General features: G+C 42.9%; 13 protein-coding genes. 5 read left to right on the forward strand and 8 right to left on the reverse strand.

Annotation, left to right across the window (positions count from 1 at the left end):
• Window positions 1–87 precede the first annotated feature (87 nt).
• The 5 genes from SPICA_RS10785 to SPICA_RS14955 all read right to left on the reverse strand — a co-directional run bounded on the left by SPICA_RS10785 (window position 88) and on the right by SPICA_RS14955 (window position 6,914).
• Window positions 88–1,374 (reverse strand): EAL domain-containing protein, encoded by a 1,287-nt coding sequence (locus SPICA_RS10785; protein WP_013969538.1) that lies wholly within the window; start codon window positions 1,372–1,374, stop codon window positions 88–90.
• 3 nt (window positions 1,375–1,377) lie between these two features.
• Window positions 1,378–2,661, reverse strand: coding sequence for a methyl-accepting chemotaxis protein (locus tag SPICA_RS10790; protein WP_013969539.1), 1,284 nt, complete (start codon window positions 2,659–2,661; stop codon window positions 1,378–1,380).
• Window positions 2,662–3,000: 339 nt separating this feature from the next.
• Entirely contained in the window at window positions 3,001–4,191 is a 1,191-nt protein-coding gene (gene rsgA / locus SPICA_RS10795; protein ID WP_013969540.1) for a ribosome small subunit-dependent GTPase A, read from the reverse strand.
• 289 nt (window positions 4,192–4,480) lie between these two features.
• The gene (locus SPICA_RS10800) at window positions 4,481–5,119 is read right to left on the reverse strand and encodes a response regulator (RefSeq protein ID WP_013969541.1); all 639 of its coding nucleotides are present in this window, start codon (window positions 5,117–5,119) and stop codon (window positions 4,481–4,483) included.
• Window positions 5,085–6,914 (reverse strand): sensor histidine kinase, encoded by a 1,830-nt coding sequence (locus SPICA_RS14955; protein WP_013969542.1) that lies wholly within the window; start codon window positions 6,912–6,914, stop codon window positions 5,085–5,087. Before SPICA_RS14955 ends, SPICA_RS10800 begins: the two co-directional genes overlap by 35 nt.
• A gap of 161 nt (window positions 6,915–7,075) precedes the next feature.
• On the opposite strand from SPICA_RS14955, the gene SPICA_RS15480 reads away from it, so the two are divergent.
• The 5 genes from SPICA_RS15480 (at window position 7,076) to SPICA_RS10825 (ending at window position 11,207) form a co-directional block, all read left to right on the forward strand.
• Complete coding sequence (locus tag SPICA_RS15480; RefSeq protein ID WP_013969543.1) at window positions 7,076–7,228, forward strand: hypothetical protein; 153 nt, start codon at window positions 7,076–7,078, stop codon at window positions 7,226–7,228.
• A gap of 17 nt (window positions 7,229–7,245) precedes the next feature.
• Window positions 7,246–8,238 carry an ABC transporter ATP-binding protein gene (locus SPICA_RS10810; RefSeq protein ID WP_013969544.1) on the forward strand — a complete coding sequence of 331 codons (993 nt, stop codon included), beginning with the start codon at window positions 7,246–7,248 and terminating at the stop codon, window positions 8,236–8,238.
• Window positions 8,235–9,047, forward strand: coding sequence for an ABC transporter permease (locus tag SPICA_RS10815; protein ID WP_013969545.1), 813 nt, complete (start codon window positions 8,235–8,237; stop codon window positions 9,045–9,047). Before SPICA_RS10810 ends, SPICA_RS10815 begins: the two co-directional genes overlap by 4 nt.
• A gap of 1 nt (window position 9,048) precedes the next feature.
• On the forward strand, window positions 9,049–9,852 hold the full coding sequence (locus SPICA_RS10820; RefSeq protein WP_013969546.1) for an ABC transporter permease: 804 nt from the start codon (window positions 9,049–9,051) through the stop codon (window positions 9,850–9,852).
• Window positions 9,853–9,959: 107 nt separating this feature from the next.
• On the forward strand, window positions 9,960–11,207 hold the full coding sequence (locus SPICA_RS10825; protein ID WP_013969547.1) for an MFS transporter: 1,248 nt from the start codon (window positions 9,960–9,962) through the stop codon (window positions 11,205–11,207).
• Between the two features lie 60 nt (window positions 11,208–11,267).
• Here the strand turns inward: SPICA_RS10825 and SPICA_RS10830 are convergent, their stop codons facing one another.
• The 3 genes from SPICA_RS10830 to SPICA_RS14960 form a co-directional block, all read right to left on the reverse strand.
• Window positions 11,268–12,542, reverse strand: a complete 1,275-nt coding sequence (locus SPICA_RS10830; RefSeq protein WP_013969548.1) for a CDP-glycerol glycerophosphotransferase family protein — start codon at window positions 12,540–12,542, stop codon at window positions 11,268–11,270.
• A complete protein-coding gene (locus tag SPICA_RS10835) occupies window positions 12,539–15,172 on the reverse strand; it encodes a YidC/Oxa1 family membrane protein insertase (protein WP_013969549.1) in 2,634 nt (877 codons plus the stop codon). Before SPICA_RS10835 ends, SPICA_RS10830 begins: the two co-directional genes overlap by 4 nt.
• A gap of 259 nt (window positions 15,173–15,431) precedes the next feature.
• Window positions 15,432–17,675: an HD domain-containing phosphohydrolase gene (locus SPICA_RS14960; RefSeq protein WP_013969550.1), complete on the reverse strand. Its 2,244-nt coding sequence runs from the start codon at window positions 17,673–17,675 to the stop codon at window positions 15,432–15,434.
• Between the last annotated feature and the right edge of the window lie 166 nt (window positions 17,676–17,841).

Consider the following 17,841-nt stretch of genomic DNA (forward strand, 5'->3'; position numbering starts at 1 on the left):
ATAAACAATAGTGTCATAACTTGCTCCACCTAAAACCAATACCTTTTTCATATTCTATTCCTCCTATTTACATTTCTGCTCAATATCTCATAAGCATTTCAAGTCTACTTTCTTAGAAAAATCAGGGGGATACTCTATAGAGGATCTCCGGAAAACCGGTGTAGGGGTTGCAAAATCAATACACAAAATATGTCCTGCCAGTGGCCCCTGTGTTAACACGATAGAGATCGTACTACAGTACGATCCTGTAGCCTGGGAAATATAAGGAGAAGAAAAATAATGAGCAGATCCGGCTTTTATATACAGAAAATAGTCTTTTTCACTGTGATCGTCTCCACATTTTGCAGGCTTAAAAAGGGCGTTTTTAATTTTTAGCCCAGGACGAAAATGGGTCTCAGAAATCTGTACACCAGTTTCTGAAAGTATATACAGACATTCAATTTGTTCATCGATAGCCAACAGATTATGCAGCAATACATCAGTATCTAATTCAACACATTCCATTTCTACAATCATAGCCATATGTTTTGCTTCGTTGATGAGATAATTGCTTTTTGCTTTTGCAAGTTGAATACATTGGCTCCTATACTTTCCAGAAATTTCTGATACCATCCTAAGAGTCTCCTTGGTTTTTAATAATTGGCCATCTGATAATTCCGCCATTGGATGTGATATTAAAAAGCCCTGGATAACATCAATACCACAATCAAGGGCATTGTAGAGTTGCGGTACAGTTTCAACTCCTTCAAGAAGTGGCAAGGATCCAAGACTGGCAATAAGGTTCACCAGACCTTCAAGTACCGATTTGCCGTAGGTTTCGGAATACATGGGGGCATGGAATAAGGTTCGGGATATTTTGATAACTTCAGGCTGAATCATAAACAGCCGCTCTATATTAGAAGCAGCTTCCCCAAAGTCATCTATAGCGAATAAAAATCCCTTCTTGCGATATGTTTCCACAAAAGAAAGCAGTTCCTCATACTGTTGGACCTGTCGCTCTACCAATTCGATTACTATGTTTTCAGGTGGTATTCCTGCACTTTTTACCATTTCTAAAAAAAATCCCGAACCATTAACACCATTATTTAATAATGTCACGTCAAAATTGAGAAACAATAGGCTTTCAGGATGTTTTTTATAATAAGATTTCCATGAATGAAGTGCATTGTACCGACAGGCCCGGTCAAGCTGGACAATAGTATTTTCGAAACTTGCTATTTCATGAAGTTTCTCATACCCAAGAGTGTGACCACTGGATGGTTCCCTGCCCCGACTTAAAGCCTCGAATCCCAATATGCTTTTTCGCTTTAAGGATACAATTGGCTGAAACAGAGTATGCAGGTTTTTAGATGCAATATAGGTTTCAATTTCCATTGATTAATCGCCCAGATACGAAAAGTTTGAAAGGTATTGTAGATCCACATCTGCACAAACAACACCATTAAATCTATCTTCATACAAGAGGGGGATTGAAACCGTTATACAAAGGGCTTTGGTTGCTACCGAAAGATAGACCGAAGAAACATAGGGGGACATGTTTTTTTTAGGCAATGAGAAATAATCTTTATAAGAGCGGTCTACCCCGTATCCTTCATCAATATGGTGTAAGGCTCGATAACGGGGGGCATATATATTACCAGAAACTTGTATACCAAAGCTATCAAGAATATATAAGAGTTCAAAAAGTTCGTGGGTAGAGCTCCAGTGAGTCAGGATTTTATCCAGAATCTGTCGATTATACAGGTCCTGGGTCTGAATATTCATAGCAAGTTCCCGGGCCTCCTGTATGGCCCTGGCATGAAATCGGGTGTTGGTCTTACTTGCCAATTCGGTCTCTTCCCTAATCATGGAAAACAGGGTATCCGCCATAGACTGAATTTGCTTTGAACGGGTTAGCACCGTATCGGCTATTTCCTCTAAAGCCTTTATTTGCTGTACTGACTGCTGCCACTCTCGAATATGTGTTTCCGACAAAGTCTTATATTGTTCTATTAATTCATACACTACCTGCGTATTATCCCGTACAAGCATACTATCCGATAAGAATACTTCCACGGTATGCTCTAGATTTGTGTAAGAGTTGATCGATTGGGATAAGTTCTTTACTAATTGCCGGACCCGTGTATCAACCATGGTCCCCTGTTCTTTTATAGAATCGATAAAAGAACGAGATTGGTCTGCTAACTTTCTCATCTCTTTAGCAATAATCGCAAAAGCTCGGCCTCGATCACCGAATTTGGAAGCTTCAATAGCAGTATTAATGGAAAGAATATGTAATAAATCAAAAATGTTATTGATCGAACGTATCGATTCTATCATTTTTAATATTGATGGAGAGATATCCCGGATTTCATCCCAAACTGATTGTACCTCTTTGGTACTTTTTTTAAAGAGGCGGGATACATCCTGTTCTTTATCCAGCCACTGCACTATAGTTTCACTGTTTTCTATAAGCTTTTCCGAACTGGCTTGTTGGGTGCCGAGGATTTTGTTTAACGAAGCTAAGTAGGATTCAAGACCAGCATGAATGCTTCCAGCGGTTGTTGCCTGGTGTTCTGCCAGTTGTTCCAGGGAAAGCACATTATCATCCAGTTGATGGGCCGTATTACATAATCGTATTAATTTAACAAGAGATTCGGTAGCATCACAGGCTGTGTTCATGTATCACCTCTGAGTAGACTAGCTCTATCTATTTATTATATAGCAGATATCATGCCAAGATTATTAGTTTTATACGTTAAAAAAAAGATAATTGAACTTGAAATTTTTCTGGTTATTATTTTTTTAAAAACATATCATATTACGCTATATAGAGTTATAAATTTACAGTAAAACTGCACATTCTAAAGAGACCTTTCATGTTTGCGAACTCCTTTATCTCATTTCTTATTTCCTACATATTTGTACTTAAACATTATTATTCCTACATATTAGTAGGAATTAGTTTAGCATCGGCTGAGGCTCTTGCAAAAGGAACCTATTGCAAGAGCCAGAATCTATTCACCTCCTGTTTTTCTGCAGGGTCTTTTGAAATTTTGCGATTTGTTTCCAGCGGGCCTTTTCTGCCCGCTGGGCCTGGTCGTCCAGGCGACGGTCGAGCCAGGCTTGCTCCCGCTGTAATTGCAGATAGGACCGGTAACGGCCTTCATCCAGGGTGCCCTCTGCGAGGGCCCCCTGGACCGCACAGCCTGGCTCACTGGAATGGGTGCAGTCAGAGAAGTGGCATTGAAGAGCCAACTCCGCAATATCTCTAAAACTTGTATTCAGATCATCCTGGTCTCCCCAAAGCTTGAGTTCCCGAATGCCGGGGCTGTCAATCATGAGGAGGCCCGAATCGAGCCGATACAAGCGGCTCGATGTGGTTGTGTGCCGCCCCTTTCGGTCCTGCTCCCGGACTTCCCCTTCCTGTGGCTCTACAGCGAACTTTAATTGTTCATCCGGAACCATGTTCTCTGTTTGCCATACAGGAGAAGCACCCAAAGCCCGTATAAGGGCGGACTTTCCAACCCCGCTTTTTCCGAGCACCCCCAGGGTTTCACCGGGACTAAAAAACTGCTTCAGGGTTTCGATTCCTTCGCAGGTCTTTGCGCTGACCAGAACCACCGGGCTAGCCGGGGCTGTGGAAACGGCGATACTCAGGGCATTTTCACGGGCCGCTTCATCAGCCAGATCGGCCTTGTTCAGCACGATACAAACCCCGCAGTCAGCGCTTCTGGCCACCACCAGGGCCCGTTCCAAAAAGGTACGGAGGAAATTTCTACCCCCATCCAGGGCGAAAACGAGCAGTAGGGTGTCGATATTGGCGACCAGCACCTGCTCTTCGGTTTTTTCTCCCGCCGCACCCCGGCTCAGGCAGGTCTGCCGATCGAGGATGCGATGAATTCGCAGAGCGTCTTCTTCTGGGTCCAGGAGCACCCAGTCCCCCGTCACGGGGTAGCCTGCGGAATCGAGGGTGCGGTAGATAAAGCTGCCGCTGACCCGCACATGTTCGTGAATTCCAGCCAGGGAACTCGCCGCGGAGCTTGTATGTTCATCAATATAATGAGGGATTACCACATCATATTGATGAAACTCTGTGCCGATGATGCGCCCAGGAATGTAGTTTCTGGCGTCCTCCCGACAGGCGGATTGCCAGAGCGGATAAAATACACCCTTCCACCCCCAGGCTTCAGGGCTATAATTGTTTAACAACAAGGTTTCCTTATGAAGGTACGAGCGAAAGCTCGCGCTTAGGTCACAATCGGCTTTATGAAAAAAGTACCGATAGTTCCGTTTAAAATTGATGTAGTTGGTAAAGTGAGATTTGAAAAAGAAATAGAAGGGCAGAAAATTCGTTATTTACATATAATCAGGAAGCGGTTCGTGCTGTCTTCTATTCCTTTTTCAGGACCTCTGCATTGTTGGATACAATCACCATTTCACAACCTCCTTGCATCTGGTATGTTTGAATAATTCAGCTTAACCGTAGTTACCAATTGTGTCAATGGACCAGGCCCTTCTTTATGGCTACAGATACTGCTTCGGTTCGACTAAAAGCGCCTAGTTTCCAAAGTATATTGCTTACATGAAATTTCACCGTGGAAATACTGATAAAAAGGGATTCGGCAATTTGAGCATTGTTTAGCCCCCGAGCCATAAGTACCAAAACTTCCTGTTCCCGCTCACTTAAGGCAGACTCGTCTGAATTTGGTTCCTTCGTGGTTGCCTGAATCAGAACCTGGGTTACTTCCGGTGCAAGGACCGGCTTACCCGAAGCGGCGGTTTCGATTGCCTTTGCTAATTCTTCTACGGGGATATCCTTTAATAAATAGCCTTTTGCCCCAGCCTTAAGGGCACTCTGAATCTGATCATCCTTTTTAAAGCTTGTAAGAATGATAATACAGCTTTCTGGATGTCGTTCCTGTAAACGAGCCGTAGCGCTGAGGCCATCCATATCGGGCATGTCCAGGTCCATGAGAACCACATCGGGAAGACTTTGATCATATAGTTCCAGCGCTTCTGTCCCAGTGGCGGCCTCAGCTACCACCCGGATAAAATCATAGGTTTCCAAAAAGGTTACCAGACCCTTTCTGACTACCGGATGGTCATCCACAATCATGACCCGAATCGGACGCTCCATGGTCTTCCTCCGTCCATGTAAAGGTAATGCGACTCCCTTTTCCTGGTTCACTGGAAATAACGAGATACCCTCCCACAAGTTTAGCCCGTTCATCCATAATGGAAAGACCCAGACCGGGCTTTTTTAGATGCTGTAATGCAAACCCAACTCCATCGTCCTGGATATGCAGAGATAAACAATGGGCATTTCCCCTTAGGTTGAGCCATACTTTCCGGGCCTTCGCATGTTTCGCTATGTTGTTAAGGGCTTCTTGTATAATGCGATATACCACCAGTTTTACCTGCAGAGGTATGGGGCCGGTAATTTCTACAGAAGATTCAACCGGAATCAGAGTTTTTCCGGAAAAGGCGCTTATGACATGCCCTGTTAAATCCTGCAAGTCTGCGGTCTCTAAAGCCTGGGGACGCAGTTCAAAAAGCAGGGCCCTCATTTCTGATTGGGCTCCCCGGGTAAGCTTTTGCAGGTTAGCCAGTTCGTCCAGAGCTTTTTCCGGCATAGTCTTCCATAATTTTTGAAGGGATTGGGCTATAAGATTTGCAGAAAAAAGACTCTGGGACACCGAATCATGCAGGTCTCGGGCCAGCCTGTCCCGTTCAGCATGGGCCGCGACCTGAGCTGCTTGCTTTCTGAGCATGGCATTTTCTATAGCCAGTACAGCCTGGCTGGCAAACACTTCAGTCAAATCCAGTTCATACTGGTCAAAACGATGGGGCTCTGTGTAATAAAAGGCTAGGGCTCCATAGGAATGATCCTGGCTGATGAGGGGCAATGCCATGACTGCTTTAAACCGTGAGGTGATACATGCATCAAGCTGCTGATGAATGGGATCCAAATAAATGGGATGGGTTTCATCAATCTCTGATGCGGATGGGGCAAGTTTAATATCTGATACATCAGTTATGATAAACTGTCTTTTTTCTGCAATTGCTCTGCCAATAACCCCTTCTCCGTAATGAGTTACCACGGTAGAGACATCTACAGGAAAAGTCCCCCGCAGGGCCTGCAACTGGATATCCCTGCCTTCGCAGGTGTACAGGGCTGCACACTGACATTCCAGAATATCTTCTGTCTTTTCGACGATAAAGTTCAGCACTTCCTGTAAGGATTCGGTGCTGTTTATCTTTCTCACAATATCCCGAAAACCTTCGGCCACCCTTTGCCGTTGTTCCATCTCTTTCACAAGATAGGCATTCTGCAGGGCAACTGAAATCTGTTCCCCAAAGGCAAGCCCCAACTGTATTTGATCTTCCCGGAATTGTTGGGGTTCCCGGTAATAAAAGACCATACCACCATACAGGACATTTTGCAGATATATAGGGACCGCAAAGGAAGCGGCATATCGGGTACGCAGGGCAATGCGTTCAGCCTTTATAGCATCGGGTATATGGGGGTCATTTTTAATTTCTACTACCCGTTCGGGATAGGGGGGATAATTCTGATATATCGGAATATGCCGTTCCAGGGCTTCAAGGTACCCGCCTCCGCCTGAGATGGTCAATTGTGAAAAGGGTCTGGTCAGCTTGTCCTGAAAAATGCCCTCCATACCAAAGCTGGCAACCTGAACAACCACCTCATTTTTCATATCAAATTGATGAAGCACGCAGGCCCCTGCACCCTGTCGGTGTGCGGCAAGCTGCACCGCCCGATGCAGTAATTTATCAAGGGGGACTTGGGCATTTATCATCCTGATTATTTCCTGCAGGCTTTCTGCAGAGGCAATTCGAGCTTCCAACTGTTTAAATTGGGCTTGAAAGGTTCGTTTGAGTTCCCTTTGCCCATCTCGAGGTGGTCTCATACTTTGGTACTATACATCAAAAAAACCGGTTTGTCTGTTTTCACCTGGCCACTTGGCCAGTATTCCAGCCCCGCCTTTTGTACAGTATAAATCCCGACCTTTGGCTGATGGTTTAGAACCTTATTTTCTGTACCTTACTCATAACACATAAGGAGTGTGATATGATTGAGATGCATAAAGCAAACGACCTGTATTTAAAACAGGGTCAGGATTGGGTTCGGGAATCCAAACAAGAGAACCAGACCCAAACATCGGCCGATCAGGATCATTCATGGTTCATCCTGCGGATGGTACTGTATTTATTTAACCGTTAAGGGTATGCTTATATTCTATGATCGAAGTACATCACCTGGTAAAGCATTTTACAAAAATTGTTAAAGAAAAGGGTGTTGGGGGCAGTCTGAAAAGTCTTTTTGCCCCCCAAAAAGAACTGGTCCGCGCAGTGGATGATGTCAGTTTTCAAGTTGCTGAGGGGGAAATCCTTGGCTTCATCGGCCCCAATGGGGCAGGAAAATCGACGGTCATCAAAATGCTCACCGGTATTTTAAGTCCCACCGACGGCTGGTGCCGAATCAACGGATACATTCCCCAAAAGGAACGGAAACGCTATGTACGGGAAATTGGTGTTGTTTTCGGCCAGCGAACCCAGCTCTGGTGGGACCTGCCCCTAACCGAAACCTATACAGTACTTAAGGAAATATATGATATTCCTTCCGCAGAATATAAACAGCGGTTGGAGTTTCTAGACCATGTGCTTGAACTGGGCCCCATCTTGTCGAGCCCCGTCAGGACCCTTTCCTTAGGCCAGCGGATGCGGGCCGATATTGCCGCATCCATGCTACACAAACCCCGGGTTCTTTTTCTTGATGAACCGACCATTGGCCTCGATATTGTGGTGAAGGACAGTATTCGCAGGGCTATTCGGGAAATCAATAGGACTGAAAAAACCACCATTATTCTTACCACCCATGACCTTAATGATATAGAACAGCTCTGTCAGCGGATTGTCCTTATCGATAAGGGGAAGCTCGTCTATGACGGCGACCTGGATAGAATCCGGACCAACTTTGGCAAAATTCGGGAAATTACCTTTATGCTCGAAGAAGCGGACCAGGTACAGCGTATTCCCTTTCCTCCCCACGAAGACTTGGATATTAAGCAGGAGGGGGCCAAGATCCGGCTTCGTTTTAATACGGAAGTTTGTTCATTGCCCCAGATGCTGGCCATCATATTGCAGGCGGTACAGGTTAAGGACATTTCAGTCCAGGATGTTGATATTGAAGAAATTCTCCGACGGGTATACCAACGGCAGGTAGCGTTATGAGACTGAAGGCCTATACACCCTTTACCAGTGCGGGGATCCAATCGGCTATTGCCTACAAATGGAATTTCCTTGGGTTCTTTTTCGGGCAAATATTTTTTACCTTTGTTATGTTTTTTCTCTGGCGCTCCGTATTCCGACACACCCCAGGGGGTATCATTGGTGGTTTTACCTTTCTGGACATGACTATTTACATTTTTGTTGCAAATATCACTGGATTTTTAGCGGACACCGATGCGTCCTATGTGGTCGGGGAAGAGATCGTCCAGGGCAGTATATCCATGAGGCTCATTAAGCCGGTAAGCTTTAATCTGAGCATTCTTTTTACCGAACTGGGGCAGAAACTGATTATCATAATCCTGGTCGCCATACCCGTTTTTTTTGGTCTGGAATGGTTCCGATTTTCCCAATCGGGTCAGATTGAGTTTTCCCTTGCAACCTTTGCACTCTATTTGGTGAGTGTCACCTTGAGTTATCTGGTGATGTTCTTTTTCGATGTCTGTTTTGGCTATTTAGCCTTTATTTTTAAAAATCTCTGGGGAATAAACATGCTTAAATTCGGCGTTTTAAATTTTCTTTCCGGCGGCATGGTACCCCTGGGACTGCTTCCTATGGCCATACAGCGGGCCTTAACGGTGCTCCCCTTTGCGTCCATGCGTTACACCCCGGTCATGATTTACACCGGAAAATATCAAGGATTGATGATCCTTTCGGCCCTGGGGACCCAGATTCTTTGGGTGCTCCTCCTCTATGGATTATCCAGCTTGATCTGGAAATTGACTGAACGGCACCTTACCATACAGGGTGGTTAAAATGAAACAAAAAATTCGGCGTTTTTTTCGTCTCTACTGGATATTTACTACGCAGTTTTTTAAGCGGATCCTGGAATATCGGGCAGATTTTCTAACAGGAGCTTTGGCATTTTTTCTCGGCCAGCTTTTTAACCTGATATTCATCTATATTATCTTTAACAACATTCCCCAATTAGAAGGATGGACCGTGGACCAGATAGTTTTTATCTACGGTTTCTCACTGATACCCCGGGGTATTGACCATTTTTACGCGGACAACCTCTGGAAAGTCGCCTATTTTCTGATTCGGCGGGGTGAATTTGATAAATACCTGACCAGACCCATAGACAGCTTGCACCATGTTCTGATGGAAGGCTTCGAAGTAGACGCTCTGGGAGAACTCATTACCGGCATTATACTGGTTATTATTGCATCAAACCGACTGGCCCTGGTGTTCACCCCCCTTAAAGTCGCAGGCTTTATGGTGGCGGTGGTCTTTGGAACCCTCATATATACAGGCTTAAAGATTATTTTTGCTGCTGTTGCGCTGTGGACTAAACAATCGGGAAGCCTCTTGCATATGGTCTACATGACAAGCGACTTTGCAAAATATCCGGTGACCATCTATAACATGCTGGTAAAGACTATCATCACCTATATGATACCCTTTGCGTTTACCGCTTTTTATCCTGCGGCCTGGCTGCTCACCGGAGAGGCACCCCTCTTTTCCCTTGGGGGTACGGTCCTGGCAGGAACAGCCCTGATTATACTGGGGCGCCTGCTCTGGAACCGGGGACTCAGAGCCTATGAAAGTGCAGGCAGTTAAACCGTAAACCTTCCCTATTGTCATAGAAAATTAAAAACCTTATCTTTTAATGAAAATCCGATATCGAAAAACGATACCAGATTTCGATACAACACAAGGAGTACTGTATGGGAAGATTTACCTCTGAACAGACGGGTAAGAAGCTCGCTATCGAAATCATCATTATTTTCGGGATTGTAAGTCTCTTTGGAGACATCATGTACGAAGGAGCCCGGGCAGTAAACGGACCGTATCTTAAAACCTTGGGAGCCAGCGCAGCCCTGGTGGGGCTTATCGCAGGGATAGGAGAATTTTTAGGGTATATTGTCCGCCTGGCCTCTGGCTATTTTGCGGATAAGACCAAGGCCTACTGGTTTTTTGCTATTCTTGGTTATTCACTTCTCGCCTCTGTACCCCTGCTCGCACTAACCGGTGTTTGGCAGGTAGCGGCCCTCTTCATGGTACTGGAACGATTCGGTAAAGCCCTGCGGGCACCAGCAAAGGATACGATCCTTTCTACCGCCACCAAACACGTAGGTACGGGCTTTGGATTTGGGCTTCATGAGGCTATGGATCAACTTGGTGCTCTGTTAGGGCCCCTTGTCTTCACCGCAGTCTTTGCATTTAGCAGAAAGGGAACTGATCTGGCTTCGTACCAAGCTGGATATGCATGGTTGTGGATTCCCTTCATCATCCTTATGCTGAGCCTACTCTATGCGTTTATCAGGGTTCCCAATCCAGAAGCCCTTGAAGCTATTGTTCCTAAAAAAGCAGAAGGTGACGTTTTAAGCAAAACCTTCTGGTTGTATACGGCCTTCAGTTTTATCACCACCCTGGGCTTTGTTGGGTGGCCCATTCTTTCCTATCACTATGCGGCCAAGGGAATACTTTCAGGAGCTGAAATTGCCCTCTTTTATGCCATCGCCATGGGTGTAGACGGACTTATTGCTGTTGCTATTGGCCTTCTGTATGATCATTTTAAGAAACAGAAAGACTCAGAGCATGGTGGGCTCATGACCCTCGCCATAATTCCTGTGGTTTCCCTCCTCATACCCTTGGTAGGTTTTGCCCTACCCTCCAAGGGAGCCGCTGTACTTGCGGCAATCCTGTGGGGTGTAGTCATGGGAACCCACGAAACCATCATGAAAAGCGCCATCGCCGACATTACACCGATTAAAAAACGGGGCACCGGCTACGGAATCTTTAATACGGCCTATGGATTGGCGCTTTTTGTATCGAGCAGTCTGATGGGTCTCCTCTATGACCTAGGAATTATCTATGTTATCGTACTGGCCCTGGTAGCGGAGCTCCTGGCGATCCCGAGTTTCCTCATATTGCGCAAAGAGGCTCTAAGTAAAGCTCCTCATTTAAAATAGCAATCCTGTTTGCTTATAGGCACCTCTAAAAACTCGGTCAGCCTTTTTAGAGGTACCCTATTATAATTCGCTGTGTATTTTTAATAGCTGATCAGTAGCATATACACCTGCAAAACCAGGATTGGCATAGGCTTCTTCTCGAGCTTTTGCAAGAGCCAAATTTCGATCTTTATTTTCTTCTAAAGAATTTAAATAAGACCCTATTTTGAAAAATTCTTCTTCCTTTAAAGGGTGAGCTATGGCCCGAAGGGTGCGGAAGGTCCATGGCTCCAAATCTACATCGGCAGCGTCATAGGGACGTAAATCGAAATTAAAATCCGCATAAACAACTGGTCTACCAAAAAGAAAAAGATAGTCAAAAATAACACCAGAAAAATCTGAAATAAGAATATCAGCACGGGAAAGAACGTATATATTTTCCCTGTCTTCATTCCATTCAACTGATGAATAATGGGCCAACTCCTTTTTCAGCTTATTAATAGTCGGTAGTTCAGATATAAAGCTTTGCGGATGGGGTCGTATAATTACGTGGTATCCAGATTCAGCTAAAGGACGTAATAACTTCATACCAAAACGTCTTAGCATACCATTTTCACCCCAAGAGGGTGCTACTAGAACTGTTTTAGTAGTCGTCTCTAGAGGCGGACTTGCAACAATAGATTTCGCAATTAATGCCAATTCATCTAAATAGGTACAGCCCACAACTTCAAGACGTTTAGGCTTTGTACCCCTTAAGCGTTCAAGGGTTCTTAAGTCTTTAATTTGATATGGACCTGTAAGAAACACTGAATCATAATAATCTAAACCAAAAAGGCGATAAAGGGTAGCATCTGTCACGGCATGAAGGATATGTATATAGTGCTTAACACCAGGGGAACGTTTAAATTGTAATACATCCAAGCCAGGAGTTGTGGTTATGCATATATCGGCCTCAAGAAAATTAAGGGTATGATAGGCTTTATTCCCTTCACCAATAAATCGTACTTGTATATAGTTAGATTGGAATTGTAATCCAGGATCAGCCAGATCGGAAGTAAAGTAGGAACATGTAATACCACGGCGATGGAACTCTTCTACAATTGGTTTAAATACATTCCAATAACGCCCACCTTCAGAATAAAAAACAAAGGTTGGTTTTTCTCCAATAATTGCTTTATTTGTACGAATAGAAAGATTTTTTAATCGTAATAAGCAATTTTTTAAAAAGAAATACAGTGTAACCGCTAAACCAGTTAGAAAAGAAAAAAGCATACTCCCAGTACCTGGATCTATATATCCAAAGACCGGTGAAATGACCAATAAAAACAACACACATAGATAAGTCAGACGTATCATTTCTCTATATTCCCCCAAGAACGAGCACTATAGATATCACCGCCAAGGTAAGCACGGGATGATGTTAAGGTAAAACCAATTGGTCCATGGCGGTTCTGACTACCTGGGGCTTCATATATTCGTAAAGGTTCATGAGTATAACGGTGTAGATTATTACCTGTGAAAGGATTTTTCGAATCAATTGGGTCTATTTTTGATAATATAAAAGGAACTTCTGCAATAGTCATAAACTCATCACTCATTCGTAATGTTCCCCGAGCACCTCGCTCCTTCACTAAAAATAGGGGGTTGTATCGCTCTAGAGAAGGAATTTCAAATAACGTATTATGAAATCGACCTCCGTGATCTGCCACAATAATTATCAAAGAGTTATCATAGACGCCCTCTGCTTTAAGGTACCGAATCCAGTTTCCTAGAGCTCGTATTGAAGCAAGAAATGCATAGGCGTATGCAGCATCTCCCTGAGAACCAAAACGCTCGAGATCAGCTTTTCCATAAAGAACAGGATCCCGTGAAGGCATATAATCTGTGGTAAATGCGCCATATTCATGTGTAGATTCATTCATGAAAATATTTAAAGAAGGAGGACCATTATCTATGGCACATAGATCTTTTAGATAATATAAATTGGGAAAAACTGCCAAAGATCTTTCAAAGCTATTAGATCTTCCATCTCTCCACCAGCCACCATTATAGTAGATCATGTAACGTAAAGCCGGCGGAACAACACGGAACAATGAAAAACGGAATAATATATCATAATCAAAAGTCTCAGTGATCGGTTCAGGTGGATATGCATGTTCCTCTAAAAACCGTTTTGCATAAAGCCCCTTTATATTACGAGCAGTAACATTAGGGATCCCATTAAAAATCGATATATCTGGTACCCATTTAAGACCAGCGAGGCTCGGATCGGTTATAGCAACACGCCACCCCAAATCACTGTACAACCGCGGTAATAAAGTTAATGATTCATTAATCTTGTCTACCAGAGGTTTCTCTGTTCGTTTATTTATATTCCAAGGGGTATAATCGTATCCACCAAAAATCGAAGGCACACCAAGGATCGTACAATCTCCAAAGGAAATAGTCTTAGGATACCAAACAAAGCCCTCAAATTCAGAGATGGTATCTGGTAATAATGCAAGTGCATGATTAAAAGCAACTCCTATCGCCCGATCGAGGAAAATGATAAAGGTATTATTTTTATCACGAGCAATATGGAATATAGTCTCCTGATTCGTTTTTATCGATGATGTTGTTTGGGAAACCTCATGTAAATCTTGATTCATCGCAAATAATTCAACTGAAGTACTGAGCAAAACTGCTATTGAGGCTGCACCCAAAAAAATCTTAAAGAAACGGAGTTTTTTATAATTTAACAGAAAAATGCATAAGACGATTGTGATAACAACAGCAAGAATGGTAACCCAAAGTGGAAAGTTTGTTTTAAGCAAATGAGGATTATCAAATACAAAACCCCTTGTCATAGTTCCATAATTACCACTCAATATAAAGAACGAAATTAAAGCTAAAATGGCAGAAAAAGCGGAAAGGACCGAAAGAACTCGTTTATGTCTTGAATCTGAAAAAGACCATATAAAACCAGGTAAAAGGATACATGCAGAAAAGCCTTGTAAAGCAGTCCTCAGTATAAACGACCAGGGGTTCTCAAACTCAGTAGGTGAGGAAGCTATTGTTTGAGCAGGAATAAAAAGACCTATTAAAACAAAAAGGATAAGCCAAGATCCATAGTAAAGGCCCCGATCTAGTGGTACATTTTGAATTGATCGATCGATGAAATCCATAATTCGAGACCATAAAAGAGGTATAAACGGTACTGCAAGAAAAAATGCTACAAGAGTATAACGATAGTAAGGCTTGAGTGAAGCTAATCCTACAAGTAAGCCTATAGCCACAATAAGTGAGAATAACGTGATCGTCCAGTATAAAGCCAAAATAGGTTTTTTAAGATACCTATTTGCTAAATTCTTACCCAGCGAGAAAAGGTTATTTAACGTCCAATACAATACCAGTCCTGATGGGGAATTATAGAGCAGAACTAGAAATATTCCTGCCATAACAATAAGTTGCATTCGTTCCCGAAGTGGCGCCCCTCGAGTATAGACCAGTGATGACAATATATTAATTATTGTCATAATAATTGGCAACAAATTAAAACCCAATAGACCATCAGGTTCACCTAAATTAGCTAAAAATAAAAACGAATATCCTTGCAAAGACTTTGTATGACTAAGAAATTCATAGGCACCGATAAAGAAAGGTATCTGTAATAAAAGTCCTGTACTAGCCTTAAGTGCATTAAAAGGTGAATAACCCATCTGACGATAATAAGTGTTCACCATCATCTGACGTTCATCACCTTTGAACACGGCTTTGATATCCGCAAGTTTCTTTTTCATCCGATCACGTATCTGACGATCTTCCTGTTGCCACCGATCTGCCACTTTATATATGGGAAGTAATATCGTATTGATTATCAAACTAATAAATACTATTGAGATACCTGGTTTATAATCAAAAACAACCTGAAAAACAACAAAAAGAATTTCCACAATAGCTCGTATAGGCCAAATCACCAGTGTATGTAACATCATCCAAATACTCATCGACAGTCCTTTTTCACATTAAGATAACTAAATATCTATATATAATAGATATTTTACTACATGTTTTCGTAAATTAAATTCTTTCTTTTTACATACCCTTTAAATACAAATCGAATTGATCATAATCATAAAATGTTAACAGAAACAACAGGTCTATAGGGATTTAAATATCCCTTTTCATTAGTAAACATACACAGATTTAAAATATATCTAATACAAATTTGCCAATATGATAAGATTAACCAAGAAACTACTTTAATTATGATAATATACTGGCTTGCATATCTAGATCCAATTCTAAGTGCTCAAAACTAAAGCCTTCCTTGAACAATTGCAGACAGGCATTGACCACATCGGGGTCATATAAAGTACCTGCATACTCCTTTATTTCAAACAGGGCCTGCTCAATTCCTCGGGACGGCCGGTATGGACGATGGGAAGAGATGGCATCCACCACATCGGCCACGCAGATGATGCGTCCTTCTAAACTGATTGCATCGGCTTTAAGACCCGCGGGATATCCAGAGCCATCAAATTTTTCATGATGCTCAAGCACATATTGGGCAATTGGATAGGAAAATTGAATATTCCTGAGAATGTTGTAAGATTCTACCGGATGCTGACGGATGAGACTCATTTCAATTTCTGAAAGTTTTCCCGGTTTTGCGAGCAGTTCGGTAGGAACTGCAATTTTCCCCACATCATGGAGCAGAGCAGCGATTTTAACAGCTGTTATTCGGTCTTCCCGAAGACCTAATTTCCTTCCAATCTCACTGGCTAACAAGGATACCCGCTGCTGATGACCTGCCGTATAGGGATCCCGTATTTCTACCGATCTGACCAATGACAGAATAATACCATCGGTTAAGAGTTGCAGCTGGTTATTTTTTTGGCGCAGTTCGTCCTCATTAAGCTTCCGCTCTATGGCCATAGCTATTTGAGAAGAAACAAAGTTCAGAATTTTCCGGTCCTCTTCTCCATACTCCTTATCATGCTGATAATGATGGGTAACCAGGGCTCCAATCGTAAGACCTTCACCATTCATAAGGGGCACCCCAAGCCATTGCAGCGGCAAACAGTCAGGACGGGGTAAATCTTTACTATCCAATATTTTCTGCAATTCAGTATGGTTCAGAAGGATAGCTTTTCCTTTTTGTAAAAGATAATCCACTAGACCAGTATGAAAAGCCCGTTCTATGGCTTCATCAGCTGTGGTTGTTGTATCTGAAACCTGATAATAGGGACACTCAAGGTATCCTGTAGAAGTATCCCGCAACATAATGATTAAATTGTCGATAGAAACGAGTTTGCTTAAGATTCTGTGCACAATGGAAAATAAACTGGCAACATCTTTAGCAAAATATGCGGCTTCAGAAATACTGTACAGGGCCCGCTGTAACTGTTCTCCCCGTTTCCGCTCTGTTATATCGTATGAGAAGATTGCAATCTCTTCAACCTGCCCTGCATCATTAAAGATAGGGTACCCCGAGTTATAATACACCCGTCCATTCTGTTCAAATTCAATGCGACGAGGTTTACCCTGCACACATATTTCATCAATAAAAAAGTGTTGTTCTTCCCGAATTATTGGGTCTGAAAAATCGGTGTAATGATGACCAATCAGATGTTCTAGTTTATCTTGGTATCTTTCAGAGAGGGCACGGTTGCCCGATTTAATGGTGCCCTGCCGATCTAAAAGCAATACCGCATCGTCAGCGGCATTTAAAAGGGCATCCAGTTTTCGCTGTTTTTCTCTCAATTGTTCACTGGCGGCAACTAGCGAAGAAACATCTCGGATTGCCACAACAAAACCATTAATAGCTTGTTGAGAATCCTTAAGTCGGGAAATATTCACCAATACGGGAAGTATTTTGCCTTCTTGGGCAATCAACCTGGCTTCCAGATTCCGTATCCGGCCTTCCTGTTTACAACGAACTAGTAAGTGGGCAGTGTTATGTTCATCAATATCTTGAAAGAGACATGATACCTGCTTACCTATAATTTCTTTTGCTGGCCCTACCACATCAATATAGCCCTTGTTTACCCGTTCCACCATTCCCTGTTCATTTAATATGATTACCGGATCGAGCATTCCTTCGATGGTCTGAATAGCCATTTCTGCGGCTGCTGCGGTTACCAGAGTCTCAGAACGCCGTTGCTCCTGCTTTATTTCTTCGGTAAAATCGACAACGACCGCTACGATGCAGGGTTCTCCGGTTTCTTCCAGTTTTTGCAAGTGGTGTTGTAATTTAACCCAGATAAAGGTGCCATCAGCAGAAACGAGCCTAATATTGGCTTGCTGGTTTGTACCTTTCTTAAGCAGTTCACTATCAAGATGCAGCAATGTATCAGCTATAGAACGAGGAAAGAGGTCATAATCGTTTTTACCAATGATATCATCTTTGGTGCGTTTGAGAAGGTTAAGAAACACCTGGTTACAGCCGATATATGTACCTTCACGGCTTTTTACATATGCGGGCGCTGGAATGAAGTCTACCATCATGATGCATTGTTGCTAGTGTATCAGACAAGAGATGAAAAGTCGAGCTTTTTTTTATTATCTCCATAATATCAAATAAAAAACAAGCGAAATATTCGCTGGAAAGGATTGACAATATCTAGCAAAAACCGCATTGTTTGCATGTATTTTCATTCGACCGAAGCGAATC

It is taken from the genome of Gracilinema caldarium DSM 7334, assembly GCF_000219725.1.
Classification (GTDB): Bacteria; Spirochaetota; Spirochaetia; order Treponematales; family Breznakiellaceae; genus Gracilinema; species Gracilinema caldarium.

Coding starts and splice junctions, on each gene's coding strand:
- SPICA_RS10785 (WP_013969538.1), bottom strand. CDS start 1,374: ATGGAAATTGAAACCTATATTGCATCTAAAAACCTGCATACTCTGTTT.
- SPICA_RS10790 (WP_013969539.1), bottom strand. CDS start 2,661: ATGAACACAGCCTGTGATGCTACCGAATCTCTTGTTAAATTAATACGA.
- SPICA_RS10800 (WP_013969541.1), bottom strand. CDS start 5,119: ATGGAGCGTCCGATTCGGGTCATGATTGTGGATGACCATCCGGTAGTC.
- SPICA_RS14955 (WP_013969542.1), bottom strand. CDS start 6,914: ATGAGACCACCTCGAGATGGGCAAAGGGAACTCAAACGAACCTTTCAA.
- SPICA_RS15480 (WP_013969543.1), top strand. CDS start 7,076: ATGATTGAGATGCATAAAGCAAACGACCTGTATTTAAAACAGGGTCAG.
- SPICA_RS10810 (WP_013969544.1), top strand. CDS start 7,246: ATGATCGAAGTACATCACCTGGTAAAGCATTTTACAAAAATTGTTAAA.
- SPICA_RS10815 (WP_013969545.1), top strand. CDS start 8,235: ATGAGACTGAAGGCCTATACACCCTTTACCAGTGCGGGGATCCAATCG.
- SPICA_RS10820 (WP_013969546.1), top strand. CDS start 9,049: ATGAAACAAAAAATTCGGCGTTTTTTTCGTCTCTACTGGATATTTACT.
- SPICA_RS10825 (WP_013969547.1), top strand. CDS start 9,960: ATGGGAAGATTTACCTCTGAACAGACGGGTAAGAAGCTCGCTATCGAA.
- SPICA_RS10830 (WP_013969548.1), bottom strand. CDS start 12,542: ATGATACGTCTGACTTATCTATGTGTGTTGTTTTTATTGGTCATTTCA.
- SPICA_RS10835 (WP_013969549.1), bottom strand. CDS start 15,172: ATGAGTATTTGGATGATGTTACATACACTGGTGATTTGGCCTATACGA.
- SPICA_RS14960 (WP_013969550.1), bottom strand. CDS start 17,675: ATGATGGTAGACTTCATTCCAGCGCCCGCATATGTAAAAAGCCGTGAA.